The organism is Robiginitalea biformata HTCC2501 (genome assembly GCF_000024125.1).
GTDB classification, from domain to species: domain Bacteria; phylum Bacteroidota; class Bacteroidia; order Flavobacteriales; family Flavobacteriaceae; genus Robiginitalea; species Robiginitalea biformata.
The window spans coordinates 3,467,460-3,493,276 of the sequence record NC_013222.1 but is presented as its reverse complement, the minus strand read 5'-3'; the positions used below and the strand labels follow the sequence as shown (position 1 = coordinate 3,493,276).

The window sequence follows — 25,817 nt, the reverse complement described above, 5'->3', positions numbered from 1 at the left end:
TGAAACCAAAAGAACACCAGGTCATGAAAAAGAGACATCAGCCAGAGACGGAAGCCATCCGTACGCAGATCAACCGGACGGAGTTCCTCGAACACTCCGCACCGCTTTACCTGTCTTCCAGCTTTGTATTTGAGGACGCCGAAGATATGCGGGCGTCTTTTGCCGAGGAAAAGGAGCGGACCATTTACTCCCGCTACTCAAACCCGAATACCTCCGAATGGATTGAGAAAGTTTGCAAGATGGAAGGGGCCGAAGACGGTTTTGCCTTTGCGTCCGGGATGGCCGCGGTATTTTCCACCTTTGCCGCCTTGCTCAACAGCGGCGACCACGTAGTGTCTTCCCGTTCCGTTTTCGGGTCTACCCACACGCTGTTTACGCAGGTTTTCCCCAAGTGGAATATCAGCCATTCCTACTTCCGCTACGACCGTCTGGAGGAGGCCGAGGCGCTCATCCGCCCGGAAACGCGGATCCTCTATGCGGAATCGCCTACGAATCCCGGAGTGGATGTGCTGGACCTGGAGGCCCTCGGGCAACTGGCCCGTAAGCACAACCTGCTGCTTGTCATCGACAATTGTTTTGCCACGCCGTACCTCCAGCAGCCCATCCGGTTCGGGGCCGACCTGGTCATTCATTCCGGAACCAAGCTCATGGACGGTCAGGGGCGTGTGCTGGCGGGGATTACCGTGGGCAGCAGGGAACTGATAGACCGGGTATACAGGTTTTCCCGGATTACCGGCCCGGCGCTCTCACCGTTCAATGCCTGGCTCCTGTCCAAGAGCATGGAAACCCTTGCGGTACGGGTAGACCGCCATTGCGAGAATGCGCTGAAAATCGCCGAGTTCCTCTCGTCCCACCCCAAGGTGAACTGGGTGAAATACCCTTTTCTAAAGACCCACCCGCAATATGAACTGGCCAAGAAGCAAATGAAAGCAGGGGGGTGCGTAGTCGCCTTTGAGGTGCAGGGGGGCGTCGATGGCGGTAGGACATTCTTTGACCAGATCGAACTGCTTTCGCTATCCGCCAACCTGGGGGATACCCGCAGCATCGTCACCCACCCGGCTTCCACCACCCACAGCAAACTGAGCCCGGAAGACCGCCTGGAATCCGGGATAACCGACGGGATGGTGCGAATATCCGTGGGCCTGGAACACCCGGATGATATCTGCGCCGACCTGGGGCAGGCCCTGGATGCCGTAAAATAGGGGAAGTAGGTCTATTTTGCCTATCTTGGTACTATGCTATCCAAGAAAACGAAATACGGGCTCAAGGCGCTCACCTACCTGGCTGCGCAGAAAGACAGGGAACCCGTTCAGATTGCCGAAATCGCCCGGCACGAGAATATTTCCCAGAAGTTCCTCGAAAGCATCCTCCTGACGCTTCGCAAAAACGGATTCCTGGGGTCCAAAAAGGGGAAGGGCGGAGGCTACTACCTGATTAAGGACCCGGGTGAAATCCGGATGACCAGCGTCATGCGGGTACTGGAAGGACCCATCGCCATGGTACCCTGCGTCAGCCTGAATTTTTATGAACCCTGCGATGATTGCCCGGACGAATCTGCCTGCTCGGTCCATAAGCTGATGCTCATGGTGCGCGACAGCGCCCTGGCCGTATACCGGAACCATACGCTGGCCGATTTTGTGTAGACCCGGGGAGTCGCTATGCCCGGGGTTGTCAATTTGGCAACATCCCCCCGAAAATTTTAAAAATCTATTAAAACTATAGGGTAATCATACATTTTATCAAATTTTAACGTTGAGGTTTGGAAAAGAAGTGTAGTTTTGAAATCAAATAGTCTAGTAAGTCAATAGATTTAATACTATGGTTATCTCCGAATCTCAGGTCCGACACCTGAACCAGCAACTGAAAGGCATTCCGCCGGAAGAAATTATTTCCTGGGCCCTGGACCGGGCAAAACGGCCGGTACTCACCACGAATTTCAGGCCGTATGAGGTCGCCATCCTGCATGCCGTAACGGACATCGACCGACGCGTTCCGGTAATTTGGTGCGACACGGGCTACAATACCCCGCAAACCTACCGGCATGCCGAAGAACTCATTGTCAAACTCCAACTCGATATCCGGCTCTACGTTCCCAAACAGACGGCGGCCCATCGGGATGCCATTATGGGTATCCCCGATATCGAGGACCCCCGCCACGAATTGTTTACCGAACAGGTGAAGTTGGAACCCTTCCGGCGCGCCATGTCGGAACACCGCCCGGACGTGTGGTTCACGAACCTGAGGAAGGGGCAGACGGCACACCGGGACACCCTGGATATCCTGAGCCTGAGCAAGGACGGGATCCTCAAGGTAAGCCCGTTCTATTACTGGAACGACTCGCAGCTGGACGTCTACCTGGCATCCCGAGACCTGCCGAACGAGCATACGTATTTTGACCCGACCAAGGTGCTCGAGAATCGGGAGTGCGGCCTGCACACCTGATTTTGCCTGTTCGTTCCTGCCCGGAAAGAATGCGTCTAATAAACTATAAAATCCATAGGAATAATAGATATATGAAAAGCTTTCGCACAGAATTGGAGAACCCGGTGGTTGAGAAGGATATTGTTGAACTGGAACGGAAGATCCGGCAGTTCCGCGAGGGCGAGCTCAATGAGGAGAAGTTCCGAAGCCTCCGGCTGGCCCGCGGCGTTTACGGCCAACGGCAACCCGGGGTGCAGATGGTACGGATCAAACTTCCCTACGGAAAAGTGACTGCGCGGCAACTGCACCGCATTGCCGATGTTTCCGACACCTATTCTACCGGGATCCTCCATATTACCACACGACAGGACATCCAGATCCACTATGTGGACCTGGACCGAACCCCCGAACTGTGGGCGGAACTCGAAAGGGATGCCGTCACGCTTCGGGAAGCATGCGGGAATACGGTCCGCAATGTAACGGCCAGTGAGACCGCGGGGATCGACCCCGGGGAACCTTTCGACGTATCCCCCTATGCGCAGGCGCTTTTCGAATATTTCCTGAGGAACCCGGTAGGGCAGGAGATGGGTCGGAAATTCAAGGTGTCTTTTTCCGCATCGGATGCGGACACCGGGCTTTCCTATATGCACGATCTCGGGTTTATCGCCCGGGTGGAAGCCGGCCGGCGGGGATTCAAAGTCCTGGTTGGGGGCGGCCTGGGTGCCCAGCCGCGCCATGCGGACGTGCTGTACGAATTCCTGCCCCAGGAACAGATTATCCCGTTAATGGAGCGGGTTCTCCGGGTCTTTGACCGGTATGGGGAACGGAAAAGCCGGGCCAAGGCCCGGATGAAATTCCTCATCAGGGATATTGGCCTGGACCGGTTCCGGGAGCTGTTGGCCGAGGAAACCCCCGGGATTCCCGTCAGGGAATATCCCATCGACGCGGAGGCCTATCCGCAACCCCGGCCTGCTTCGACTCCCCCTGATATCCCGGTTCCTGCGGACATGGAGGCCTACCAGGCGTGGAAACGCACCAATACCATCCGGCAGAAGCAGGACGGGTATGTGGCGGTTGGGCTTCGGGTCTTCCTGGGGAATTTCACTACCCGGCAAGCGCGTCAATTGGCCGACCTGGTTGCCAGGTACGCCGCTTCGGAAATCCGGCTCAGCCTCCGCCAGAATATCCTGATCCCATTTGTCCGGGAAGCCTGGTTGCCGTATTTCCACAATGAACTCGAAAAAATCGGCCTGGCCCAACCCGGGTACAATACGGCCGCGGACATTACGGCCTGCCCGGGTACGGATACCTGCAACCTGGGGATTGCCAGCAGTACGGGAATCGCGACGGAACTCGAAAGGGTAATTGCAGCGGAATACCCGGACTTTATCCACAACCCGGACGTGGTTATCAAGATCAGCGGGTGCATGAACGCCTGCGGGCAGCACAACATGGCTCATATCGGTTTCCAGGGCATGTCGGTTCGTACCCGCGACAAACGGGTGGCACCGGCCCTACAGGTATTGCTGGGTGGCGGTAACCGCGGCGGGGGTGAAGGGATTTTCGCCGACAAGGTGATCAAAATTCCGTCCAAGCGGGGTCCCCAGGCGCTGCGCATTATCCTGGACGATTACCTGGAAAACGGCGGCGGCCAACCCTACGATCGCTATTACCAGGAACAGGGGCAGCATTACTTTTACGACAAGCTCAAGCCGCTTTCCGATGTTTCCGACCTGACCCCGGAAGATTTTATCGATTGGGGCACTGATAAAAAGTACGAGAAGGCGATCGGCATAGGGGAATGTGCCGGGGTGGTCATCGACCTGATTTCCACCTTGCTGCTCGAAGCGGAAGAGAAATTGGAGGACGCGCAAAAGGCCCTGGAAGCGGGCAAATGGGCCGCTTCTATCTACTATGCCTACAGTGCGCAAATCCACGCAGCCAAGGCACTGCTCACTTCCGAGGACGTCGCGGTAAATTCCCATGCGGCCATCCTGAAAGATTTTGACACCCATTTTATCGACCAGCCGCGCGGATTCGGGAACGATTCGTTTCGACAGGCCGTATTGCGGATGAACCGCCATGCGCCGGACGCCGGCTTTGCAAGGGAATACCTGGAACAGGCGCGCAACTTCCTCTCCGAAGCTTCAGCCTTCCGACAAAAAGAACTCAGCCATGCGTCCTGAAGGTATATTAACGGTTATCGGCGCCGGGCCCGGCGACCCGGAACTCATTACGCTCAAGGCCCTGCGGGCCCTGGAACGGGCGGATGTTGTGCTCTACGATGCACTGGTGGCCAGGGAGTTGCTCGAATACGCCCGAGGGGCCGAATGCATCTTTGTCGGGAAGCGTAAAGGCTGCGTGGCTTATCGGCAATCCCAGATCAACGACCTGATCGTCGCCCGGGGCAATGGCGGCAAGCACGTGGTCCGTCTCAAAGGCGGTGACCCGTTTGTATTCGGACGCGGGGCCGAGGAAATGGCCCATGCAGCTGCCCACGGGATGGAAGTCGCCGTGATTCCGGGGATTTCCTCCGGCCTGGCCGTTCCCGCCAGCCAGCACATCCCGGTTACCCTCCGCGGTATTGCCGAGAGTTTCTGGGTTATAACAGGCACCACCCGGGAGCACGCGCTCAGTGAGGACGTAGCCCTGGCGGCCCGATCGTCGGCCACCGTGGTGATCCTCATGGGCATGTCCAAACTCCCTGAAATAACTGCGCTTTTCCGTGAGAACGGCAAGGGAGGCACCCCGGCAGCGGTCATCCAGGAAGGGACCACCCAGGGCGAACGGATTGCCCTGGGGACTGTGGATACCATTGCAGGGGAAGTCTCGCGCCTCGGGCTGACAAACCCGGCGATCATCCTGATCGGAGAAACCGTGCGCCACCGGGAAGGCACCTGGTCTGCGCGCGTCGAGCCCCGGCAGGTGTCCCATCCGGTTAAAGCGGCATTTACGAACCCATTGGAAACCGCGTAATCATGGAACGAAATAATCTGTACCCCATATTCCTGAAATGCCGGACGCTGGATATCCTCATTGTCGGCGGCGGATATGTGGCCGAGGAAAAATTGTATTTCCTGACCAAGTCCAGCCCGGACGCCCGGGTAACCCTGGTGGCCCCGTTTTTCAGGGAGGATACCCGGAGGCTGGCCGGCGAATTCGGCGCAAAGCTGATTGAATCGGAATACCATCCGGGATACCTGCAGGACCAGCATCTGGTGATTGCCACCACGGATAACCCGAAGGTCAATGAAAAGATCTTTGCAGACTGCCGTCAGCGACACATTCTGGTAAATGTAGCGGACAACCCGCCCCTGTGCGATTTTTATATGGGCGGAATTGTCACCAAGGGACATGTGAAGATCGCCATCAGTACAAACGGCAAGTCGCCGACCACAGCCAAACGGCTCCGGCAATTTTTCGAAGCCGTGCTCCCGGATGATATCAGCCGGATGGTGGAGTACCTGAACGCGTACCGGAAAACCCTGGCCGGGGATTTTGAGGCCAAAGTAAACGAGATGAATGAAGTTACCCAAAAGCTGGTAGCCCAAAAAACAGAAATTTAGCATGATACAAACCGATATCCTGATCATTGGCGCAGGCCCCACCGGGCTGTTCACCGTATTCGAAGCCGGATTGCTCCAGCTCAAATGCCACCTGATCGATGCGCTGCCACAGCCCGGCGGGCAGTGTGCGGAGATCTACCCGAAAAAGCCCATCTACGATATCCCGGCTTACCCGGAGATCCTGGCGGGCGACCTGGTAGACCGGCTTATGGAACAAATCCGACCCTTCAACCCGGGTTTCACCCTGGGCGAACGCGCCGAGACCCTGGAGAAACAGGAGGACGGCCAATTTGTGGTGACCACCAATCGGGGAACACGCCACAAGGCGCCTGTCGTGGTTATTGCCGGCGGGCTGGGCTCTTTTGAACCGCGGAAACCCCAGATCGACAACCTCGCGGATTTTGAGGATCGGGGCGTGAGTTATATGGTTCGGGACCCCGAGGTATTCCGCGATAAAAAAGTGGTCATAGCCGGTGGTGGCGATTCGGCCCTGGACTGGTCCATCTTCTTGGCCGATGTGGCCGCCGAGGTGAGCCTCGTGCACCGGAGGAATGAATTCCGGGGTGCCCTGGATTCTGTGGAAAAGGCATCGGCCCTGGCGGCTGCCGGGAAGATCCGGCTCTATACGGAGGCGCAGGTGACGCGGCTCTACGGCGATGCCCACCTGGAAGCCGTCGTCGTCTCCTATAATGACCAGGAGCGGGGCGAATCGTACGTGGAGGCAGACCATTTTATCCCGTTATTCGGCCTGTCGCCCAAGCTCGGGCCCATAGGCGACTGGGGCCTGGAGATCGAGCGGAATGCCATCAAGGTTAATAACGCCTACGATTACCAGACCAATATCCCGGGGGTCTATGCCATCGGGGACGTGAACACGTATCCCGGGAAACTCAAGCTGATCCTCTCCGGTTTCCACGAGGCGGCTGTAATGTGCCAGAGTGCCTACCAGGTGGTAAACCCGGGTAAACGCTACGTGATGAAGTACACTACCGTGGGCGGGGTCACCGGGTTTGACGGGAGTAAAAAGGAAGCGAAAAAAGAAGTCATACAGGCTATTGCCTGAGATCCTACAATTAGTTGGCTTGGCCCGGAACCCTGTAATTTCAGGGGGCCGGGCTTTTTTTAAAGCCTAAAAAGAAATGGGAATGTTTGCTTTTGAAGCAGGCGTACCGTTACTTTGCAACTGTTCATTGCCAGCCTGAGCGTTATCAAGAAAGGTGGAGGGAATAGACCCGGTGAAACCTTAGCAACCCTTTACCCCTGTCCGGGGCAAAAGAAGGTGCTACATTCTATCCTGCAGCCCGGTGGCTACCCGCACCGGAAACCGCTGCCCGGACAGATAACCATTAGCCACAGTGGCTCATTGTTCCAGAACTTTCTTGATTTCGATACGCCTGACCGGCCTGCCGGCAGGTCCGGCCTGCGGTGAACCCAAACAAAACATACCATGCACAACCTGAGCGACTTGCTGACTGAAAGAATCCTGGTGCTGGACGGCGCCATGGGGACCATGTTGCAGCGGTACGGCTTTACGGAAGCCGATTACCGGGGTGACCGGTTTGCGGACTGGCCCCAGCCGCTTCAGGGCAACAACGACCTGCTTTCCCTGACCCAGCCAAAGGCATTGGGCGAGATCCACCGCGCCTATCTGGAGGCGGGGGCGGATATCCTGGAAACCAACACCTTCTCGGCAACTTCCGTGGGCATGGCGGATTACGGCATGCAGGAATTCGTGTACGAAATCAACCGGGCCGCCGCGGAAATTGCCAAACGGGAAGCCGAAGCCGCCACCCGGGCCAACCCGGCGAAACCCCGATTTGTGGCCGGGAGCCTGGGTCCGACCAACAAAACGGCCAGTATGTCGCCGGATGTGAATGACCCGGGTTATCGCGCCATTGATTTTGAAGCCCTCCGGCTGGCCTACCGGGAACAGGCTGCAGGCCTGCTCGACGGGGGGGTGGACCTGTTTCTGGTGGAAACCGTCTTCGATACGCTGAACGCCAAGGCGGCACTATTTGCCATTGAAGAACTCAAATCGGAACGGGGCATCGACACGCCCGTAATGGTCAGCGGCACCATCACGGACGCCTCCGGGAGAACCTTGTCGGGACAAACTGCGGAAGCCTTCCTGGTATCGGTCTCACATATCCCGATGCTCTCCATCGGCCTGAATTGCGCCCTGGGCGCATCCCAGCTGGTGCCCCACCTGGAGGTCCTCTCCGCGCGTGCCGGCGTGGCCGTTTCGGCCCACCCGAATGCAGGCTTGCCCAATGCCTTTGGGGAATACGACCAGAACCCGGCGCAAATGGCCCGGCAGGTACGGGAATACCTGGAGAAAGGGCTGGTGAATATCGTGGGCGGTTGCTGCGGGACCACTCCCGATCACATCCGCGCCCTGGCCGAACTGGTGGCCGAATACAAGCCGCGACAGATTCCCGACGGCAGACCCCGGCAGTTGAAGTTGGCCGGGCTGGAACCCCTGGTGATTACACCGGAAAGCAATTTTGTCAATGTGGGGGAACGCACCAACGTGGCGGGTTCCCGGAAATTCCTGCGGCTGGTCAAGGAAGGCAACTTTGAGGAGGCGCTCGAGATTGCACGCGACCAGGTGGACGGAGGCGCCCAGATTATCGACGTCAACATGGACGACGGGCTCATCGACGGGAAAGCGGCGATGGTCAAGTACCTGAACCTGATGCTGGCCGAGCCGGATATCGCGCGTGTCCCCGTCATGATCGACAGTTCCAAATGGGACATCATCGAGGCGGGGCTGCAGGTGGTGCAGGGCAAAAGCGTGGTCAATTCCATCAGTCTGAAGGAAGGGGAAGCTGTCTTCCTGGAACAGGCCAGGAAAATCCTCCTTTACGGGGCAGCGGTCATCGTGATGGCTTTTGACGAGACCGGGCAGGCAGACAACTTCGAGCGGCGGATCGAAATAGCCGAAAGGTCCTACCGCCTGCTTACCGAACAGGCCGGATTTCCGCCCGAGGATATCATTTTTGACCTGAATATCTTCCCGGTGGCTACCGGCATGGAGGAGCACCGCCGAAACGCCCTGGATTTTATCGAAGCCACCCGGTGGGTCCGGGACAACCTGCCCCATTGCAGCGTGAGCGGGGGGGTCAGCAACGTTTCCTTTAGTTTCCGCGGGAATACCCCGGTACGGGAAGCCATGCATTCGGCCTTCCTTTACCACGCCATCCGGGCGGGGATGAATATGGGTATTGTCAACCCCACCTTGCTGGAGGTTTACGACGACATCCCGAAGGAATTGCTGGGCTATGTGGAAGATGTCCTCCTGGATCGGCGGGAGGAAGCCACGGAGCGCCTGCTGGAATACGCGGAAACCGTACAGGGGACCCAAAAAGACCGCAAAACGGATATGAGCTGGCGGGAGGCCCCATTACAGGACCGGATTACCCGGGCCCTGGTGAAGGGGATCGACCAGTTTATCGAAGCGGATGTGGAGGAGGCCCGGCAAGCGGCCGGGAAGCCCATTGAAGTGATCGAGGGCCACCTGATGACCGGGATGAACGTCGTGGGCGACCTCTTCGGCAGCGGAAAAATGTTCCTGCCCCAGGTGGTGAAGTCGGCCCGGGTGATGAAGAAAGCCGTAGCCTACCTCACCCCGTTCATCGAAGAGGCGAAGGCGGCCCAGCCCGGCAGCAAACAGGCCGCCGGCAAGGTCCTGATGGCAACCGTAAAAGGCGATGTGCACGATATCGGTAAAAACATCGTCAGCGTGGTACTCGCGTGCAACAATTACGAGATTGTGGACCTGGGGGTGATGGTACCCCCGGAACGCATTATTGAAAAGGCGCGGGAGGAAGATGTGGATATTATCGGCCTGAGCGGGCTGATCACCCCGTCCCTGGACGAGATGGTCTTCCTGGCCCGGGAGATGGAGCGGCAGGGCTTCCGCGTACCCCTGCTCATCGGCGGGGCAACCACGAGCAAGGCGCATACGGCGGTCAAGATCGATCCGCAATACAGCGCTGCCGTGGTACATGTCAACGATGCGAGCCGGGCGGTGACCGTGGTGGGCGACCTGTTGCAGGAAGAGCGGTCCCAGGAGTATAAAAAGGCCGTGAAGCTCGACTACGAGTCCTTCCGGGAAAAGTTCCTGAAACGCGGTAAAATCCGGGAATACCTTCCGCTGGAGGCTGCCCGCGCCAACAGGCTCGGCCTGGAATTTGGCCCGGATCAGGTACATGTCCCCCGACAACTGGGGGTACAGGTAATCGAGTCTATCGACCTGCGCAAACTGGAACCGTTTATCGACTGGTCGCCTTTTTTCCGGTCCTGGGACCTGCACGGCAAATTCCCGGACATCCTGGAGGATGCGGTAGTTGGCCAGCAGGCAACGGCACTCTACCGGGATGCCCGGGAGATGCTCAAGAAGATATTCCGGGAAAAATCCCTGACAGCGCGGGCCGTTTTCGGTTTGTTCCCGGCAGTCTCCACCCGTCGGGACGATATCGTCATCCGGCGGGATGACAACCGCGAGTTCTCCTTCCGGACCCTGCGGCAGCAAACCAAAAAGAAACAGGGGGTACCCAACATCGCCCTGGCGGATTTTATCGCCCCGGAAGATTCGGGGATTTCCGATTTCATGGGCTGTTTTTGCGTATCGGCCGGATTTGGCGCAGCCGAACTCGCCCGGGAATACGAAGACCGCCTGGACGACTACAACAGCATCCTGGTCAAGGCCCTGGCCGACCGCCTGGCCGAGGCGGCGGCCGAATACCTGCACCGGGAGGTGCGCGTTTTGCATTGGGGGTATGCCCCGGGGGAAACCCTGGACAACGACGCGCTGATCCGCGAAGCATACAAAGGCATCCGCCCCGCCCCCGGGTATCCCGCCTGCCCGGACCACCTGGAGAAGCAGACCATCTGGGAGGTCCTGCAAGTTGAAGAAACCATCGGCGTGGAACTGACCGAAAGCCTGGCCATGTGGCCGGCGGCCAGCGTCAGCGGATATTATTTTGCGCATCCCGGCGCCCGGTATTTCGGGCTGGGGAAAATTACGCGCGATCAGCTGGAGGATTACGCAGACCGCAAGGGAATCCCCCTGGAAACCGCAGAAAAATGGCTGCAGCCCAATTTGGCAGAAGCAGCCGCAACCGTTCAATGAGCCACACCTCCGACCATGTATAACTTAGCTACCTAATTCAACCCGTGAAAGTAACCGAACATATCGCAAATGCCAGGGAAACCCTGTTTTCCTTTGAAGTCATCCCGCCTCTGAAAGGCCGCCGGATCGATGAGCTCTACCGGAATATCGACCCGCTGATGGAATTTAAGCCCCCGTTTATCGACGTGACGACTTCCCGGGAGGAATACGTCTACATCGATCGGGACGGGCTCTACGAGAAGCAGGTGACCCGGATGCGGCCGGGGACCCTTGGGATCTGCGCTTCCATCAAACACAAATACGATGTGGATACGATCCCGCACGTATTGTGCGGCGGGTTTACCAAGGAGGAAACCGAGTATTTGCTCGTGGACTGCCACTACCTGGGCATCGACAACGTGATGGCGCTCCGGGGGGATGCGATGAAGGAGCAGAAATACTTTGAACCGACCCAGGGGGGGCACGCCTACGCCTCGGAACTGGTAGACCAGATCGTTTGCCTGAACAAGGGGCAATACCTCCACGATGTGGTGGAGACGGACGATTGCTCGGATTTCTGTATCGGGGTGGCGGGCTATCCGGAAAAACACCTGGAATCCCCTTCCCTGCGCACGGACATCAAGTGGCTGAAGCACAAGGTAGACCTGGGCGCCGATTATATCGTCACCCAGATGTTTTTCGACAACCAAAAATTCTTTGAATTTGTAGATCTGGCCCGCGAAATGGGGATTGACGTTCCGATTATCCCCGGGATCAAGCCCATAGCGGTAAAGCGGCACCTGCAGCTCTTGCCCCAGGTTTTCCGCACCGAGCTGCCCGAACCCCTGATTGAGGCCGTGGAAGCCTGTAAGGACAACAAGGCGGTCCGGCAGGTGGGTATCGAATGGGCCATTGAACAGTCGCGGGAGCTGAAAGCGGCGGGCGTACCCGTGCTGCATTATTACTCCATGGGGAAATCCGACAATATACAGGCAATTGCCAAGGCCGTTTTTTAGGCGGTTCCCGGCTTCGGCCTGTGGGCCAAAAAAACTACCTTTGGTCGGCATGAGGCGTCGTATCCTGTTTCTTTCTGCCGCGTTGCTGGCCCTGTCACGTACTTTTGCCCAGGCAGAACAGCCGGTGCGCAACCTGGATCTGAATGCGTTTTACGGGTCCGTCCTGTTGCACAACACGGACATTTCCCACCTGATTCGCAACCATCCCTCCGGGATCATCCTGGGCTGGAACACCAAAACCTTTGGCTCACAAGCCTGGCAGTCCCTGTTCAATTACCCGGATACCGGCATTTCCTTTGTCTATCAGGATATGCGGAACGAAACCCTGGGACAGCACTTTGGGCTGTATGCCCACTACAATTTCTATTTCTTCCAAAGGAGCCTCCAGCTGCGGATCGGCCAGGGGGTGGCCTATAACACCAACCCCTACGATGCGACGGAAAATTTCCGCAACAATGCCTACGGCACCCACCTGCTGAGTTCCACCTACCTGATGCTGCAATATTACCGGCAACGCGTTTGGGATCGATGGGGATTCCGGGCCGGGCTAACCCTGGTGCATTATTCCAACGCAAACCTGCGGGCTCCTAATACCTCCACGAATACCTTCGGGCTCACTGCGGGGATTTTATACGACCTGTCCCCGGCGGATGAACCCGGGTACCGGGTTACATCATCAGATCCCGTACAGGAACGCCTGCGGGTTAACCTGGCATTCCGCAGCGGCGTGAACGAAAGCGACGTGGTGGGGTCCGGGCAATTCCCCTTTTACATTTTTTCCGCCTATGCGGACAAGCGCCTCGGCCGGTTAAGCGCCATCCAGCTGGGTACGGACATCTTCTATTCCAACTTTCTGAAGGAACTTATCCGGTTCCAGGCTACAGCTTTCCCGGAACTTGGCGTAGACCCGGATGCGGACTACAAAAGGGCCGGGGCTTTTATCGGCCACGAGCTCTTTATCAATAAGCTCAGCGTCATCACCCAACTGGGCTATTACGTATATTACCCTTTTGATTTTGAAGGGCGAACCTACAACCGGGTCGGGCTCAAGCGCTATTTCGGGCCAAACTGGTTCGGCGCCCTCAGCCTGAAATCACACGGAGCCAAGGCCGAAGCCCTGGAATTTGCAATCGGAATCCGCCTCTGACCATGAAATTACCTGCCACATACCGGTTCGTTTGCCTGTTCGCCCTGATCGTATCGCTGTGGGGATGCGGCAAGGAGGGTGCGGGCTGCCTCGGATCTGCGGGCGATCTGCAGCGGGAGGAAATTGCCGTGCCCGGCTTCTCGGAGATCACAGTCTTTGAAAACGTCCGCCTGGTTGTCCGTCAGGGACCGGAGCAACGCGTGGTCCTGGAAACCGGGAAGAACCTCAGGGATGGGGTTTCCGCCCGGGTGGAAGACGGCGTACTGGAGTTGCGCGATTCCAACAACTGCAACCTGTTTCGCGAATACGGGCTCACCACGTTCTACGTAACCGCCCCGGATCTCGGCACCATCCGAAGCAGTACCGGATGGCCCATAGCAAGCGACGGGGTACTGGCCTTTGATGCGCTGACGCTGATTTCGGAGAGTTTCAACAACCCCGAAACGGAAACCACCGACGGTGCCTTTGACATGGATTTGGCTGCCGGCGAAGTCCGATTGGTAGCCAACGGGATTGCCTATTTTAAATTGCGCGGTACCGCCGGGTCCCTGCGGGTAACCATTGCGGCCGGGGATTCCCGGGTGGAGGCTTCCGAACTGGTATCCGGGCGGGTGACGCTGGACCACCGGGGCAGCAACCAGGTCCTCGTAAACCCGACGGGCCGGCTTGACGGGGTTATCCGGGGCTACGGGGATGTGTTGAGCTACAACCGGCCGGATACTGTGGATGTGGAGGAACGTTACCGGGGGCGATTGATATTTGTGGAATGATGGGGAATTTCTGGCGACAGATCAGGGAGGTTTTTTCTTCAGCAGCCTCCCGTTCGGAACCATCCGGTCCGGAATGGGTGAACGGGGCTGCCGGGCTGCTCGGCGACCTGGCGGAAGGTGGACGGGTTCCCGGCCTGGCAATGCGTATCCAGCACCGGGGGCAATGGGTGCACGAAGCCGCCTTCGGGTATGCAGACCTGGAAGGAGGGGTTCCGGCCACGCCCCAAACGCTATTCCGTATCGCCAGCGTATCCAAACCGATTACGGCCACGGCGTTGGCGCGGATGGCGGGGGAAGGCCTGCTCCGACTGGACGACCCGCTGGCGCGCTATGTGCCCGAATATCCCGACCACGGCATCCTGCTCCACCAACTCGCCGCGCATACGGCCGGGCTTCGGGGGTACCGGGGAAAGGAGTACGCCCTGAACAGGCCCTATTCCATTGAGGCAAGCCTGGAAGTATTCCGGGACGACCCCCTGGAATTTGCCCCGGGAACCGGATTTCTCTATAACAGCTTTGATTTTGTATTGCTCTCCCTGGCGATGGAACGGGCCGCGGGCATGCCGTTTGACGCATTGGTACGGGAACTCGTGTTGCAACCCCTTGGGATGGAACATACGCAGGCCGAGCAGCCCGAACAGCTGCCCGACGGCCTGGCCAAGCCCTATACGCGAAGGGCCGGGGGCTTCCGAAGGGCCGTGCCAGTGGACAACCGGTACAAACTCGCAGGGGGCGGTTACCTGTCAACGGTTGGGGATGTGTGCAGGCTCGGCCAGGCCTATCTGGATGGTTCTGCCGTGAATCCGGATCTGGCCGCGGAATTCCTGACATCGCGGGAAACGCCCCAGGGCCCCACCTGGTACGGGTTGGGCTGGCAGGTCGGCCGGGATGCCTCCGGCCGCCGGTACTATGGTCATGTGGGCAATGCAGTGGGGGGATACAGCAATTTTTTCGTCTATCCGGATGCGGAAGTTGTGCTGGCTGTGCTGATGAATTGTACGGATCCGGGTGTTCAGCCCGTACTCGACACGGCCATCGATGCCGCCTTGTCCGGGCTGGAAAGTGCCGGGCGGGACAAAGGGGGTTGAATACCTGCGAGGGGATGGAATGCGGGGGATTGAATGCCCGGGCCAACCTGCCGAAGGCGCGGCAGGTTCATTCGGCTCCCTCAATCAACCGGCTGTTTGACGCATTGCATTCCACTCGATGCGCATTGGGGTATTCCCGCGTAGGGGGGAAGCATAAATTTGGCACAATCCCTGTACATTAGGCTTGTAACAAAAATTTAAAAAAAATGAAAAAGCTATTGTTCCTTTTTGCCGGGCTCCTGTTTACGGCCGCGGCCACCGGCCAGAATAAAAATTTCCTGGACCAGCCCTATCTGGAAACTTCCGCCTCCGCAGACACCCTGGTCATCCCGGATCGCATCTACCTGGGGATCCTGCTGAAGGAATCCGATACCCGGGGCCGCACCACTGTAGAGGAGCTCGAACAACAAATGTCGGCCCGCCTGAAAGCCATTGGTGTCGATACTCAAAAGCAACTGGCTGTGGCAAGTCTTTCGAGCGATTTTCGCCGGTACTTCCTCCGCGGGCAGGAAGTGGAAAAAGACAAATCTTTTGAACTGGTCGTATACGATGCGCAAATGGCGGGCCGTGTCCTCTTTGAATTGGAGAAACTCGGTATCGCCAATGTTTCTTTGAATCGCACCGAATACTCCAAACTGGAATCCCTGCAGATGGCACTCAAGACGGCTGCTGTCCGCAAAGCGCGGGAACAGGGGCGGATGATGAGCGAGGCCCTGGGGCAGGGGCTGGGCAGGGCCATCTATATTTCCGATTCCGGATACAATGTCTACCCGATGCTCAGGGGCAAAGCCGCCGGAGTCCAGATGAGCGCCATGCAGGAGGCGGACGCCTACCAGCCCGTCGACTCGGATTTCCAGAAGACCCGGGTGGAGGTGAGCGTCCAGGTGAAGTTTATCCTGGAATAGCCGGCTTCAACCTCGTGTTCCCAGCCCGGCCCGGCAGTTAAACGCCTGGTTTGGGGGTGTTTTTTTGTATCTTTTGCATTGGGATGATGTAACTTATAAATCGGGAGGGGGCAGGGCCCCCGGAGAAAACCAAGAATATGTGCTACGATATCCGGGCCAGCCTGGAGACCCAGTTAAAACGCGCCCTGAGGCGGGGCGACCAGGAGGCAGCCGGGGAGATTCGGGAAAAATTACTGCCCTTTACCGACCTGCCCCTTTTCCACGCATCCGGGTTCAGCCACCCGCGCCTGCTCATCTATACGGACGAATCCCCGGAATACCCGTCCGTTGCCACCTGGGGGCTAATCCCGCACTGGGTAAAAGATTCCGCCCAGCAAAAACAGATTTGGAACCGTACGCTGAATGCCCGGGGCGAAACGATTTTTGAGAAACCCGCTTTTCGCCTGGCAGCCAAAGGCAATCGTTGCCTGCTATTCATTGACGGGTTTTACGAACACCACCACCACAAAGGCAGCACCTATCCCCATTATATCCACCGCAGGGACGGGGAACCCCTGATCCTGGCCGGCCTCTACAGCGACTGGGCGGATCCGGAGACCGGGGAGGTCATCACCTCCTTTTCCATTGTCACCACCGAGGGCAACCCGATGATGGCCCGAATCCACAACAACCCAAAGCTGGCGGGCCCCAGGATGCCGCTGATCCTGCCGGACGAATTGGCCGATAAGTGGCTGGAGCCCTGCCAGGACGCGGCAGACCGCCAGGCCCTTGAGGAATTGATCCGTTCTTATCCGGAGGAGGAGCTCGCCGCCTACACAGTCGGGAAGTTGCGGGGCAAATCCTACCCGGGGAATGTACCCGAAATAACAACAGAAGTGGCCTACCCCGAATTGGATACCTGAAATCTGAATCCCCTGAAATGCCCGTATATTTATCAGCGGCCCGCAACTGGACCCCATCCGGGCTCCGGGCAATACGGACTCCTTAACATCCCAAAACCGAAGACTTATGAAACAAACAAATTGGATCCCGGCCCTGATAGTTGCCCTGGGGCTTGCCCTTGCCGGGTATTTTATCGGGGAGACCTTCCTGAAAGGCAAGAAATTCGACCGGTATGTTTCCGTAAAAGGGCTTTCCGAACGGGAAGTCCCGGCCGACCTGGCCGTCTGGCCAATCAACATTGTATTGACAGGGAACGACCTGCAGACGCTCCGGCGGGAGATCGAAACCCAGAATGAACAGGTTTACCGGTTCTTTATGGACCAGGGGTTCGATGCGGATGAGGTGACCCGGGGCGTGGTGAATATCAGCGATGCCCAGGCCAACCTCTACAATTCAAACGCCCAGTACAACAAGTACCGGTACCTGGCCAAATCCGAACTGACCGTCCGGACATCGGATATCCCCAAACTCCTCAAATCCCTGGATGCCTCCCTCGGTTTGTTGTCCGAAGGTATTCTCTTCGCATCCAAGAATGAGTGGGAGCCCATTGAGTATATCTTTACGGGCCTCAACGAAATCAAGCCGGAAATGATAGAGGAAGCCACTAAAAATGCCCGGGAGGTGGCAGATAAGTTTGCGCGGGACTCGGACTCAGAAGTAGGGGAGATCCGGGTGGCCCGCCAGGGCTTGTTCACCATCAGCAACCGGGATGCGAACACCCCTCAGATCAAAAATGTCCGGGTAGTCTCCACCATCGATTTTCAATTGGTAGACTAATAGAGCCGCTTTAATCGGCGATTGATGCCCCGGAAGTCAGTTCCGTAAAGAGCGCTTCGAGGTTCCGGGTCTTCCGGGCGAGTTGCAGCGTCTTGAGTTGGTTGTCGTGGGCAAAGTCGAACACTGCAGGCCGCATATCCTTCTCCGTGCTGAAACGGAGTTCATATACAAAGCCCCCCGTATTGCGCACCCCGTCTACATGCGGGATCTGCTGGAGCAATACCTCTTCCACCCGGTAGTCGAACTCCACCTCGATGACCTGCATTTCATCCTTGCGCAATTCCCGCAGCGTGGTATCCGCTACCAACCGCCCCTTGTTGATAATCAGGACCCGGTCGCATACGGCTTCCACTTCTTTCATAATATGCGTGGAGAGCAATATGGTTTTTTCCCCGGAAATGTCCCGGATCAGTTTGCGGATTTCCAGGAGCTGGTTGGGGTCCAAACCCGTCGTGGGCTCGTCCAGGATCAGGACATCGGGGTCGTGCAACAGGGCTGCGGCGAGGCCCACGCGCTGGCGGTACCCCTTGGACAACTGCCCGATTTTTTTACCTGCCTCCGGGGCGAGACCTGTCTGCTCCACCACAGTGGCCACCCGATCCCGGGACGATTGGTAAACGGATGCGCAAAAACCGAGATATTCCCGGACATACAGGTCCAGGTAGAGCGGGTTGTGTTCCGGCAGGTAGCCGAGGCTACGCTGCACCTGTTCCGGATGCCGTGCCACATCCAACCCGTTCACTTCCGCCGTCCCCGAATCCGCCCGGTAATAGGTGGTCAGGATTTTCATCAAGGTGGATTTCCCGGCCCCGTTCGGCCCGAGAAACCCCACCACTTCCCCTTTGCCAATCGAAAAATGGACATCGTCCAGGGCCAGCTGGGCCCCGAATCGCTTGGAAATACCGGTAACGCGGATGGACATGAGCGTTTATTTTGGGTAAAAATACGGATTGCCCCCGATTTACCATGCGGTATTTGCCGCATTCGGCCGTGTAAATCGGACAACCGCCACCTGCCTGGTCAATATGGGATTCTCATTAAAACGCGCATTTCGTTTTAAAAAATGCAACATCATCCCGGATTCGCATTTTTTTGTGAAAAATTTACGGTGCCCGGCAGGCATTCAAAATTAATGGCTACATTAGCCCCGATTAATTCGTTATGAACACCACGTATTTCTGGAACGGCTTCTTTTTTTACTTCTTTTTTAAGGGGAGTACGGGACCGTTGTAGCATACGCACAAGTATATAAAACCGGGTCCCGTTCTTAACGGGACTTTTTTTTTAGGGGTGCCAGAAGGCATACGGAATATGAAACCCAGGAAAATTGCCATACAGGGAATCGAAGGCTCCAACCACCACAAGGTGGCTTCGGAATATTTTGGGCAGGGGATCGAGCTGGTGGAATGCATGTCGTTCACCGGCCTGGTAGACAGCCTGCTTGAGGGAAAGGCGGAGAAAGGCGTAATGGCCATCGAGAATTCCATCGCCGGATCCATCATTCCGAATTACAACCTGGTCTGTGACAACGGCCTGCATATCATCGGGGAACACTACCTGAACGTACACCACCACCTGATGGCGCTTCCCGGGCAGCGCCTGGAGGATATCCGGGTGGTTCGAAGCCATCCGATGGCACTCCTCCAATGCGGGGACTACCTGAAGGAGAAGCCGCAAATGACCGTTGTGGAGGATGCCGATACGGCGGAACCCGCACGGAAGATTGCCCGGGAACAATTAAAAGGTGTCGGCGCCATCGCCCCGGCCCTGGCAGCAGAACTATTCGGCCTGGAGATCCTGGCCTCCGAAATCCAGACCATCAACAACAACGCCACCCGGTTTATCATCGTCAAAACCGTGAACAAGGAATGGCCGCGGGATGCAATTAACAAGGCCTCCATGCGCTTCCTTACCGACCACAAACGGGGAAGCCTGGCCACGGTCCTGAACGTGATGAGCGACTGCAACCTGAACCTGACCAAAATCCAGTCGCTGCCGGTGATCGACACCCCCTGGAAGTACTCCTTCTTTGTGGACGTGACCTTTGAGGCCTATGCGCAGTTCGAAAAGGCAAAGTCCCTCCTGGCGATAATGACCGAGGACTTCCGGGTCCTGGGGGAATACAAAAATGCACGGATATGATTGAAGAAGCCCGCCGCCTCTCGGCGGTCAAGGAATATTATTTTTCGAGCAAGCTCCGCGAGGTGCGGGGCCTGATGGCCGAAGGCCGCCCGGTGATCAATATGGGCATCGGCAGCCCGGATCTGGCACCTTCCCAGGCCGTCCTGGAATCCCTCACGGCCTCGGTGCGCGAAGCGGGGGCCCACCAGTACCAAAGTTACCAGGGGTTGCCGGAACTCCGGCAGACCATATCCGAATTTTACAACCGGAAGTTCGGCGTTTCCCTGGACCCGGATTCGGAGATCCTCCCGTTGATGGGATCCAAGGAAGGGATCATGCATATCAGCATGGCCTTCCTGAACCCCGGGGACAAGGTGCTGATCCCGGATCCGGGATATCCCACCTACGCGGCAGTGACCCGCCTGGTAGGAGCCGAACCCATCCATTATCGGCTATCCGGGGAATCCGGTTGGTTCCCGGACCTCGAGGCCCTTTCACAGTCGGACCTCAGCGGGGTAAAGATTATGTGGGCGAGCTATCCGCACATGCCCACGGGGGCGAAGGCTTCCCGGGAGCAGTTATCGGAACTGGTGGCCTTTGCCCACAGGCACCAGATCTTGCTGGTCAACGACAATCCGTATAGTTTTGTGCTCGCCCGGGAACCTATCAGCATCCTGGATATCCCGGAGGCCTCCGGCCACGTCCTGGAACTCAACTCCCTGAGCAAGACATTCAATATGGCAGGATGGCGCGTGGGCATGGCGCTGGGAGACAAACGCCTGATCGCTGCGGTGCTGAAGGTAAAAAGCAATATGGACTCCGGGATGTTCTACGGGATACAGAAGGGGGCCATTGCCGCCCTGAAAAGCGACCCGGAATGGTTTAAGGGCCTCGACGCCATCTACAGCCGCCGCCGCGCTGCCGTGCATGAACTCGCCGACCTGCTGGGCTGCAGCTACGACAAAGAAGCGGTGGGGATGTTTGTCTGGGCCCGTCTGCCGAAAGGCAGCCCGGACGCGGAGACATATATTGACGGGCTCCTGTACAACCACAATATCTTTGTAGCCCCCGGGACAATCTTCGGGAGTCGCGGGGCCGGTTATATCCGTTTCTCCCTGTGCGTGCCCGAAGAGAAAATCCGGGAAGCCCTCGGGCGGATTCAAACGGCGGTAACCAAAAAGGAAGTGTAAATGAAGGCAGTGATCATTGGAATCGGTTTGATTGGCGGGTCCCTGGCCCGGGATATCCGTCGCAGCGACCCGGAGGCAACCGTCCTCGGGATGGACATCAGCGATGCCCACCTGGAAGCGGCCCGGGAACTGGGGCTGATAGGCGGGAAGGCATCGGATGCAGACCTGGCCGCGGCCGACCTGGTGGTGGTGAGTATCCCGGTAGACCGAATTGTAGAGGAACTCCCTTCAATCCTGGACCGGGTGGGGGACGAGACACTGGTGATCGACGCGGGGTCTACCAAGGCCCCGATCTGCAGGGAGGTGGCCTCACATCCCAAAAGGCGGAATTTCCTGGCGTGCCACCCGATTGCCGGCACGGAGTTCACCGGCCCCGCCGCCGCTGTCGAGGGGCTCTTTGACGGCAAGGTGAATATCATCTGCGAGGTGGAGGAGACCGCATTTGCCATACAGGAACGCGCCCTGGACCTCTTTCGGGAGCTCGGGATGCGCATTCGCTATATGAACCCGGAGGCGCACGACCGGCACATAGCCTATGTGTCCCACCTGTCGCACATCAGTTCCTTTATGCTGGGGAAGACGGTGATTGAAAAGGAAAAGAACGAACGGGATATCTTCGATATGGCGGGAAGCGGATTTGAGAGCACCGTACGCCTGGCCAAGAGCTCCCCGGCCATGTGGACGCCGATATTTGAACAGAATAAGAAAAACGTCCTGGAAACCCTGGACGAGTATATCGCCAACCTGAAGGAATTCCGGGCCCTGCTCGATTCCGACCAGTACGAAGCCCTCTATGAGGCAATGGAGCAAACCAACCGCATACGGGAAATATTAAAAGGAATACCACTGAATAAAAGCTGAAAACAGACTATGGAGAATTCAACACAACTGCGCAAATGGCTCGATGATATGGATCTGCCGCACCCCCTGGTGATTGCCGGGCCCTGCAGCGCGGAAACCGAAGAGCAGGTGCTCGAAATTGCACACGAACTCAAGGACACGGATGTCAACTACTACCGTGCCGGCATCTGGAAACCGCGGACCCGCCCCGGGAATTTTGAAGGGGTAGGGGCCATTGGCCTGAAATGGCTGCAGAAGGTCAAGGAGGAGACCGGGCTGAAAACGGCTACTGAAGTGGCCAACCGGGCCCACGTGGACCTGGCCCTGGAACACGATGTGGACCTGCTCTGGATCGGGGCGCGGTCTACGGTGAGTCCGTTTATCGTCCAGGAAATTGCCGATGCCCTGGAGGGTACGGACAAGGTGGTGCTGATCAAGAACCCGGTAAACCCGGATTTGTCGCTTTGGCTCGGCGCCGTGGAACGGCTGCACTCTGCCAACATCGGGAAACTCGGGGTGATCCACCGGGGGTTTTCTACCTACGAAAAAACCAAGTACCGGAACATCCCGGAATGGCAGCTGGCCATTGAACTGCAGACGCGATTCCCGGACCTGCCGCTGATCAACGACCCGTCGCACATCAGCGGGCGGCGCGACCTGATCTTTGACGTATCCCAGACCGCCCTGGACCTGAACTTCGACGGGCTGATGATTGAGACCCATTGCGACCCCGACAACGCCTGGAGCGATGCCGCCCAGCAGGTAACCCCGGCACGACTTGTACAAATCATGAACGACCTGAGGATCCGGAAGGAAACCGATGAGGAAGCGGAATACAACAACAAGCTGAGCAATTTACGGGCCCAAATCGACGTGATCGACAACCAGTTAATCGAGACCCTCGGGAAACGGATGCGCATCTCGGATGAAATCGGGGCGCTCAAGAAGCAGCGCAACGTGGCAGTCCTGCAAACCGGACGCTGGAATGCCATCCTGGGTAATATGATCCTGGAAGGGGAGTCCAAAGGGCTCAGCGAGGAATTCGTGCTGAGGATGTTCAAGGCGATTCACCAGGAATCCATCAACCACCAGGAGAAGGTGATCAACAACTGATTCCGCACTGCCGGCAGCCGGATGCGTTGCGGGTTTAAAATTTCGGGGGCAGCCAGGTGTAACAACCGGGTCTTGCCCCCGTCTTTATAGATATAGCAACGAAAAAACATAACTTCAATGAGAACATTTCTGATTGCCATGCTGGTCCTCGGCCTTGGCACGGCAAGTGCCCAGCAGATGATCGACCGGGAGGTCGGCAATTTTCACGAAATCAAAGTCTTTGACCTGATCGAGGTCAATATGATCCGATCCGATGAGAACCGGATCGTCATCAAGGGCGACCGGGCCGGCGATATCGAGTTTGTCAACCGGGACGGGGTGCTGAAACTGCGGATGGAATTCGACAAGAAATTCCGGGGGGAGGACACGTTGATCGAGGTATATTACACGGATATCCTGGTGGTGGATGCCAATGAAGGGGCCCGGATTACCTGCAACGAAATGATTGAGCAGGACCGCATTGAACTCCGTGCCCAGGAAGGGGCCCGGATCGAGGTCGGGATGAAGGTCCGGGATGCGGAAATCCGGGCGGTGACCGGGGGGATGGTCTATGCCTCCGGCCTGGCAACCAACCAGGTGATTACACTGAATACCGGGGGAATCTTCGAGGGCCGGGACCTGGAAACGGAAACGAGCAGTATCCGGGTATCTGCCGGGGGGGAAGCCGAACTATTTGCCCGGGAGGAAGTGGATATACAGATCCGCGCTGGCGGGGATGTCTATGTTTACGGGAACCCGAAACGCGTGCAGAAAGACCGGATTTTTGGCGGCCGCATCTACCTGAAGGACTAAGTCTGCGGCGTCATCTCACAAGACAAATGAAAAACCCCGGAAGCACCTGGCTCCCGGGGTTTTTCGGCTTAAACTGCCCGGCTATTTTCTGAATATATACCGGGTGATAAAGATTCCCTGGCCATCCCCTTTGCCGCCTTCGCTCTCCACGGCACTGGACACAAAGACGAGTTCCCATCCGTTGGCAGTCATGTCGTTGATCATGGAGGTGATAAGCGCGTCGTTGGCCGCAATGTTCTGGAAGCGGATCCCGCCGAGGTTGTAGAAGTTGAGCAACTTGGTCTCTTCAAAATTCTTGACGCGTATTTCCGAGCGGTCCGATTTGTTCCGCGTGTTGTCGTCTTCGGTCTGTACGCTGGTGAATTCCTTGTAGTCTTTGTCCTCCATGGCGTTGATGATCCGGGAACGGCCGAGTCCGTTCGGGACGATTGATTCCACGCTGGTAACCACTTTGTACGTCTGCGCATTGAGCCCCGGGAGGCCGAGGAGCACGCAAAATGTCAGAAAAATCAATTTTTTCATGCGAATGGGTTTAAAATGTTATGAATGAATGACGGGGGAAGTCGGTACAATGTTACGCGATAATTCTTAATTTGCGACGGCGCCAAAAAAAGAAATGCAGGGAACCGTATATAAATCGACAGGAAGCTGGTATACCGTGAAGGACGAAGACGGGGTATTCCAGAATTGTCGGATCAAGGGGAAGTTTCGACTGCAGGGGATCAGGAGCACCAACCCGGTGGCGGTGGGCGACAGGGTGCGCTTCAGTCTGGAAACCATCGGGGACGAAACCGTTGGGAACATTGAGGAAATTGAACCTCGGAAGAACTACATCGTCCGGAAATCCGTCAACCTCTCCAAACAAACCCATATCATCGCAGCCAATATCGACCAGGTTTTCCTGTTGGTGACCCTGGAAAACCCGCGGACGTACCCGGCTTTTATCGACCGGTTCCTCGCCACGGCCGAGGCCTACGCCATCCCCTGCGTGTTGCTGTTCAACAAGATCGATGTCACCGGGGATGCCATGGAGGCAGAGGTAGACCGGATGTACCGTCTCTATTCGGATATCGGCTACACCTGCCTGCGGATTTCGGCCCGGACCGGGGAGCGCGTGGAAGAGGTGCGGCAACTCATGGAGGGCAAAACTTCGCTTTTTGCCGGGCATTCCGGGGTGGGGAAATCCACGCTGGTCAATACGATTGAGCCCGGTCTGGAACTCCGGACTTCGGAGATCTCGGAACAGCACCGGCAGGGGCAGCATACCACTACCTTTGCCGAGATGTACGACCTGTCGTTCGGGGCGCAAATTATCGACACCCCGGGGATCAAGGGGTTTGGCCTGGTAGACATGGAACCCGGGGAAATCGGGGATTATTTCCCGGAATTTTTTGAATTGAAGGCTCAGTGTAAATTCAACAACTGCCTCCATCTGGATGAGCCCAGTTGCGCCATCAAAGACGCCGTCGGGGAGGGTCGGATACCGCAGAGTCGCTACCGGTCCTATGTGCAAATGGTAACCGGGGAGGAAGACACCTACCGCCAGGATCCTTTTCAGGAAACATGAGGGCTGTGGTGCAAAGGGTCCGGGAGGCCCGCGTGGAAGTGGCGGGAGCAGCGGTTTCCGAAATCGGCCCGGGTTTGCTGATACTGCTCGGGGTGGAAACCGGGGATACCGCCGGGGACCGGGAATGGCTTTGCCGGAAAATTGCCAACCTGCGGATTTTCCCGGATGCGGACGGGCAGATGAACCGGTCGCTGATCGATAGCTCCGGGCAGGCCATTGTGGTTAGCCAGTTCACCCTGCTGGCCGCCACCAAAAAAGGCAACCGGCCTTCCTATATCCGGGCAGCCCGGCCCGAGGAGGCGGTGCCGATGTACGAAGCCTTCGTCGCCAGCCTGGCAGAATTAACCGGACGCCCGGTTGGAACCGGGGAATTCGGGGCGGACATGCAGGTGCACCTGGTCAACGACGGGCCGGTAACCATCACCATCGACAGCCGGAGGCGGGAATAA

24 protein-coding genes and 1 riboswitch are annotated in these 25,817 nt (G+C 57.4%); of the genes, 22 read left to right on the top strand and 2 right to left on the bottom strand.

What is annotated here, in order from left to right; translation table 11 throughout:
• The first annotated feature begins 23 nt into the window (after positions 1-23).
• From RB2501_RS15500 to RB2501_RS15430, 15 genes are all read left to right on the top strand, one after another.
• A complete protein-coding gene (locus RB2501_RS15500; RefSeq protein ID WP_041327939.1) occupies positions 24-1,202 on the top strand; it encodes a trans-sulfuration enzyme family protein in 1,179 nt (392 codons plus the stop codon).
• Between the two features lie 33 nt (positions 1,203-1,235).
• On the top strand, positions 1,236-1,643 hold the full coding sequence (locus tag RB2501_RS15495; protein ID WP_015755822.1) for an RrF2 family transcriptional regulator: 408 nt from the start codon (positions 1,236-1,238) through the stop codon (positions 1,641-1,643).
• 175 nt (positions 1,644-1,818) lie between these two features.
• Positions 1,819-2,442: a phosphoadenosine phosphosulfate reductase domain-containing protein gene (locus tag RB2501_RS15490; protein ID WP_015755821.1), complete on the top strand. Its 624-nt coding sequence runs from the start codon at positions 1,819-1,821 to the stop codon at positions 2,440-2,442.
• A 71-nt stretch (positions 2,443-2,513) separates the two neighbouring features.
• Positions 2,514-4,607, top strand: coding sequence for a HEPN domain-containing protein (locus tag RB2501_RS15485; protein WP_015755820.1), 2,094 nt, complete (start codon positions 2,514-2,516; stop codon positions 4,605-4,607).
• Positions 4,597-5,397: a uroporphyrinogen-III C-methyltransferase gene (gene cobA / locus RB2501_RS15480; protein WP_015755819.1), complete on the top strand. Its 801-nt coding sequence runs from the start codon at positions 4,597-4,599 to the stop codon at positions 5,395-5,397. The genes RB2501_RS15485 and cobA overlap by 11 nt, the downstream gene beginning before the upstream one ends.
• Before the next feature lie 2 nt (positions 5,398-5,399).
• On the top strand, positions 5,400-5,987 hold the full coding sequence (locus RB2501_RS15475; RefSeq protein WP_015755818.1) for a precorrin-2 dehydrogenase/sirohydrochlorin ferrochelatase family protein: 588 nt from the start codon (positions 5,400-5,402) through the stop codon (positions 5,985-5,987).
• Between the two features lies 1 nt (position 5,988).
• The gene (locus RB2501_RS15470; protein ID WP_015755817.1) at positions 5,989-7,050 is read left to right on the top strand and encodes an NAD(P)/FAD-dependent oxidoreductase; all 1,062 of its coding nucleotides are present in this window, start codon (positions 5,989-5,991) and stop codon (positions 7,048-7,050) included.
• A gap of 139 nt (positions 7,051-7,189) precedes the next feature.
• A riboswitch (SAM riboswitch) is annotated at positions 7,190-7,333 on the top strand.
• A 101-nt stretch (positions 7,334-7,434) separates the two neighbouring features.
• Positions 7,435-11,121 (top strand): methionine synthase, encoded by a 3,687-nt coding sequence (gene metH / locus RB2501_RS15465; RefSeq protein ID WP_015755816.1) that lies wholly within the window; start codon positions 7,435-7,437, stop codon positions 11,119-11,121.
• Between the two features lie 44 nt (positions 11,122-11,165).
• Positions 11,166-12,116, top strand: coding sequence for a methylenetetrahydrofolate reductase [NAD(P)H] (gene metF, locus RB2501_RS15460; RefSeq protein ID WP_015755815.1), 951 nt, complete (start codon positions 11,166-11,168; stop codon positions 12,114-12,116).
• A 49-nt stretch (positions 12,117-12,165) separates the two neighbouring features.
• A complete protein-coding gene (locus RB2501_RS15455) occupies positions 12,166-13,263 on the top strand; it encodes an acyloxyacyl hydrolase (protein ID WP_041327335.1) in 1,098 nt (365 codons plus the stop codon).
• A 2-nt stretch (positions 13,264-13,265) separates the two neighbouring features.
• Positions 13,266-14,033: a head GIN domain-containing protein gene (locus RB2501_RS15450; RefSeq protein WP_015755813.1), complete on the top strand. Its 768-nt coding sequence runs from the start codon at positions 13,266-13,268 to the stop codon at positions 14,031-14,033.
• Complete coding sequence (locus tag RB2501_RS15445; RefSeq protein ID WP_148214404.1) at positions 14,030-15,121, top strand: serine hydrolase domain-containing protein; 1,092 nt, start codon at positions 14,030-14,032, stop codon at positions 15,119-15,121. Before RB2501_RS15450 ends, RB2501_RS15445 begins: the two co-directional genes overlap by 4 nt.
• A gap of 206 nt (positions 15,122-15,327) precedes the next feature.
• The gene (locus RB2501_RS15440; RefSeq protein ID WP_015755811.1) at positions 15,328-16,026 is read left to right on the top strand and encodes an SIMPL domain-containing protein; all 699 of its coding nucleotides are present in this window, start codon (positions 15,328-15,330) and stop codon (positions 16,024-16,026) included.
• A gap of 137 nt (positions 16,027-16,163) precedes the next feature.
• The gene (locus RB2501_RS15435) at positions 16,164-16,928 is read left to right on the top strand and encodes an SOS response-associated peptidase (protein ID WP_015755810.1); all 765 of its coding nucleotides are present in this window, start codon (positions 16,164-16,166) and stop codon (positions 16,926-16,928) included.
• 106 nt (positions 16,929-17,034) lie between these two features.
• Positions 17,035-17,745, top strand: a complete 711-nt coding sequence (locus tag RB2501_RS15430) for an SIMPL domain-containing protein (protein WP_015755809.1) — start codon at positions 17,035-17,037, stop codon at positions 17,743-17,745.
• A gap of 10 nt (positions 17,746-17,755) precedes the next feature.
• Here RB2501_RS15430 and gldA read toward each other — a convergent pair whose 3' ends face one another.
• Positions 17,756-18,667 (bottom strand): gliding motility-associated ABC transporter ATP-binding subunit GldA, encoded by a 912-nt coding sequence (gene gldA / locus RB2501_RS15425; protein ID WP_015755808.1) that lies wholly within the window; start codon positions 18,665-18,667, stop codon positions 17,756-17,758.
• A 389-nt stretch (positions 18,668-19,056) separates the two neighbouring features.
• Between gldA and RB2501_RS15415 the strand changes: the two genes are divergently transcribed.
• The 5 genes from RB2501_RS15415 to RB2501_RS15395 all read left to right on the top strand — a co-directional run bounded on the left by RB2501_RS15415 (position 19,057) and on the right by RB2501_RS15395 (position 23,801).
• Positions 19,057-19,887: a prephenate dehydratase gene (locus tag RB2501_RS15415; RefSeq protein WP_015755806.1), complete on the top strand. Its 831-nt coding sequence runs from the start codon at positions 19,057-19,059 to the stop codon at positions 19,885-19,887.
• Complete coding sequence (locus RB2501_RS15410) at positions 19,884-21,056, top strand: pyridoxal phosphate-dependent aminotransferase (protein WP_015755805.1); 1,173 nt, start codon at positions 19,884-19,886, stop codon at positions 21,054-21,056. The genes RB2501_RS15415 and RB2501_RS15410 overlap by 4 nt, the downstream gene beginning before the upstream one ends.
• Entirely contained in the window at positions 21,057-21,917 is an 861-nt protein-coding gene (locus RB2501_RS15405) for a prephenate dehydrogenase (RefSeq protein ID WP_015755804.1), read from the top strand. It abuts the gene before it with no gap.
• Positions 21,918-21,926: 9 nt separating this feature from the next.
• Positions 21,927-23,009: a bifunctional 3-deoxy-7-phosphoheptulonate synthase/chorismate mutase type II gene (locus RB2501_RS15400; protein WP_015755803.1), complete on the top strand. Its 1,083-nt coding sequence runs from the start codon at positions 21,927-21,929 to the stop codon at positions 23,007-23,009.
• A gap of 117 nt (positions 23,010-23,126) precedes the next feature.
• The gene (locus tag RB2501_RS15395) at positions 23,127-23,801 is read left to right on the top strand and encodes a head GIN domain-containing protein (protein WP_041327334.1); all 675 of its coding nucleotides are present in this window, start codon (positions 23,127-23,129) and stop codon (positions 23,799-23,801) included.
• A gap of 81 nt (positions 23,802-23,882) precedes the next feature.
• On the opposite strand, the gene RB2501_RS15390 is transcribed toward RB2501_RS15395, so the two are convergent.
• Positions 23,883-24,323 carry a hypothetical protein gene (locus tag RB2501_RS15390; RefSeq protein ID WP_015755801.1) on the bottom strand — a complete coding sequence of 147 codons (441 nt, stop codon included), beginning with the start codon at positions 24,321-24,323 and terminating at the stop codon, positions 23,883-23,885.
• 94 nt (positions 24,324-24,417) lie between these two features.
• Here RB2501_RS15390 and rsgA point away from each other — a divergent pair, with 94 nt between their 5' ends.
• Together rsgA and dtd are read left to right on the top strand one after the other, a co-directional pair.
• On the top strand, positions 24,418-25,368 hold the full coding sequence (rsgA, locus tag RB2501_RS15385; RefSeq protein WP_015755800.1) for a ribosome small subunit-dependent GTPase A: 951 nt from the start codon (positions 24,418-24,420) through the stop codon (positions 25,366-25,368).
• On the top strand, positions 25,365-25,817 hold the full coding sequence (gene dtd, locus RB2501_RS15380) for a D-aminoacyl-tRNA deacylase (protein ID WP_015755799.1): 453 nt from the start codon (positions 25,365-25,367) through the stop codon (positions 25,815-25,817). Before rsgA ends, dtd begins: the two co-directional genes overlap by 4 nt.

Excerpts from the sequence above, each read along its gene's own strand:
- RB2501_RS15415 (WP_015755806.1), top strand. The coding sequence starts at position 19,057 with ATGAAACCCAGGAAAATTGCCATACAGGGAATCGAAGGCTCCAACCAC.
- RB2501_RS15430 (WP_015755809.1), top strand. The coding sequence starts at position 17,035 with ATGAAACAAACAAATTGGATCCCGGCCCTGATAGTTGCCCTGGGGCTT.
- cobA (WP_015755819.1), top strand. The coding sequence starts at position 4,597 with ATGCGTCCTGAAGGTATATTAACGGTTATCGGCGCCGGGCCCGGCGAC.
- RB2501_RS15410 (WP_015755805.1), top strand. The coding sequence starts at position 19,884 with ATGATTGAAGAAGCCCGCCGCCTCTCGGCGGTCAAGGAATATTATTTT.
- dtd (WP_015755799.1), top strand. The coding sequence starts at position 25,365 with ATGAGGGCTGTGGTGCAAAGGGTCCGGGAGGCCCGCGTGGAAGTGGCG.
- RB2501_RS15455 (WP_041327335.1), top strand. The coding sequence starts at position 12,166 with ATGAGGCGTCGTATCCTGTTTCTTTCTGCCGCGTTGCTGGCCCTGTCA.
- RB2501_RS15485 (WP_015755820.1), top strand. The coding sequence starts at position 2,514 with ATGAAAAGCTTTCGCACAGAATTGGAGAACCCGGTGGTTGAGAAGGAT.
- RB2501_RS15400 (WP_015755803.1), top strand. The coding sequence starts at position 21,927 with ATGGAGAATTCAACACAACTGCGCAAATGGCTCGATGATATGGATCTG.
- RB2501_RS15500 (WP_041327939.1), top strand. The coding sequence starts at position 24 with ATGAAAAAGAGACATCAGCCAGAGACGGAAGCCATCCGTACGCAGATC.
- RB2501_RS15435 (WP_015755810.1), top strand. The coding sequence starts at position 16,164 with ATGTGCTACGATATCCGGGCCAGCCTGGAGACCCAGTTAAAACGCGCC.
- RB2501_RS15440 (WP_015755811.1), top strand. The coding sequence starts at position 15,328 with ATGAAAAAGCTATTGTTCCTTTTTGCCGGGCTCCTGTTTACGGCCGCG.
- RB2501_RS15390 (WP_015755801.1), bottom strand. The coding sequence starts at position 24,323 with ATGAAAAAATTGATTTTTCTGACATTTTGCGTGCTCCTCGGCCTCCCG.
- RB2501_RS15475 (WP_015755818.1), top strand. The coding sequence starts at position 5,400 with ATGGAACGAAATAATCTGTACCCCATATTCCTGAAATGCCGGACGCTG.
- RB2501_RS15445 (WP_148214404.1), top strand. The coding sequence starts at position 14,030 with ATGATGGGGAATTTCTGGCGACAGATCAGGGAGGTTTTTTCTTCAGCA.
- metH (WP_015755816.1), top strand. The coding sequence starts at position 7,435 with ATGCACAACCTGAGCGACTTGCTGACTGAAAGAATCCTGGTGCTGGAC.
- RB2501_RS15495 (WP_015755822.1), top strand. The coding sequence starts at position 1,236 with ATGCTATCCAAGAAAACGAAATACGGGCTCAAGGCGCTCACCTACCTG.
- RB2501_RS15395 (WP_041327334.1), top strand. The coding sequence starts at position 23,127 with ATGAGAACATTTCTGATTGCCATGCTGGTCCTCGGCCTTGGCACGGCA.
- RB2501_RS15405 (WP_015755804.1), top strand. The coding sequence starts at position 21,057 with ATGAAGGCAGTGATCATTGGAATCGGTTTGATTGGCGGGTCCCTGGCC.
- RB2501_RS15490 (WP_015755821.1), top strand. The coding sequence starts at position 1,819 with ATGGTTATCTCCGAATCTCAGGTCCGACACCTGAACCAGCAACTGAAA.
- rsgA (WP_015755800.1), top strand. The coding sequence starts at position 24,418 with ATGCAGGGAACCGTATATAAATCGACAGGAAGCTGGTATACCGTGAAG.
- RB2501_RS15450 (WP_015755813.1), top strand. The coding sequence starts at position 13,266 with ATGAAATTACCTGCCACATACCGGTTCGTTTGCCTGTTCGCCCTGATC.
- gldA (WP_015755808.1), bottom strand. The coding sequence starts at position 18,667 with ATGTCCATCCGCGTTACCGGTATTTCCAAGCGATTCGGGGCCCAGCTG.
- RB2501_RS15470 (WP_015755817.1), top strand. The coding sequence starts at position 5,989 with ATGATACAAACCGATATCCTGATCATTGGCGCAGGCCCCACCGGGCTG.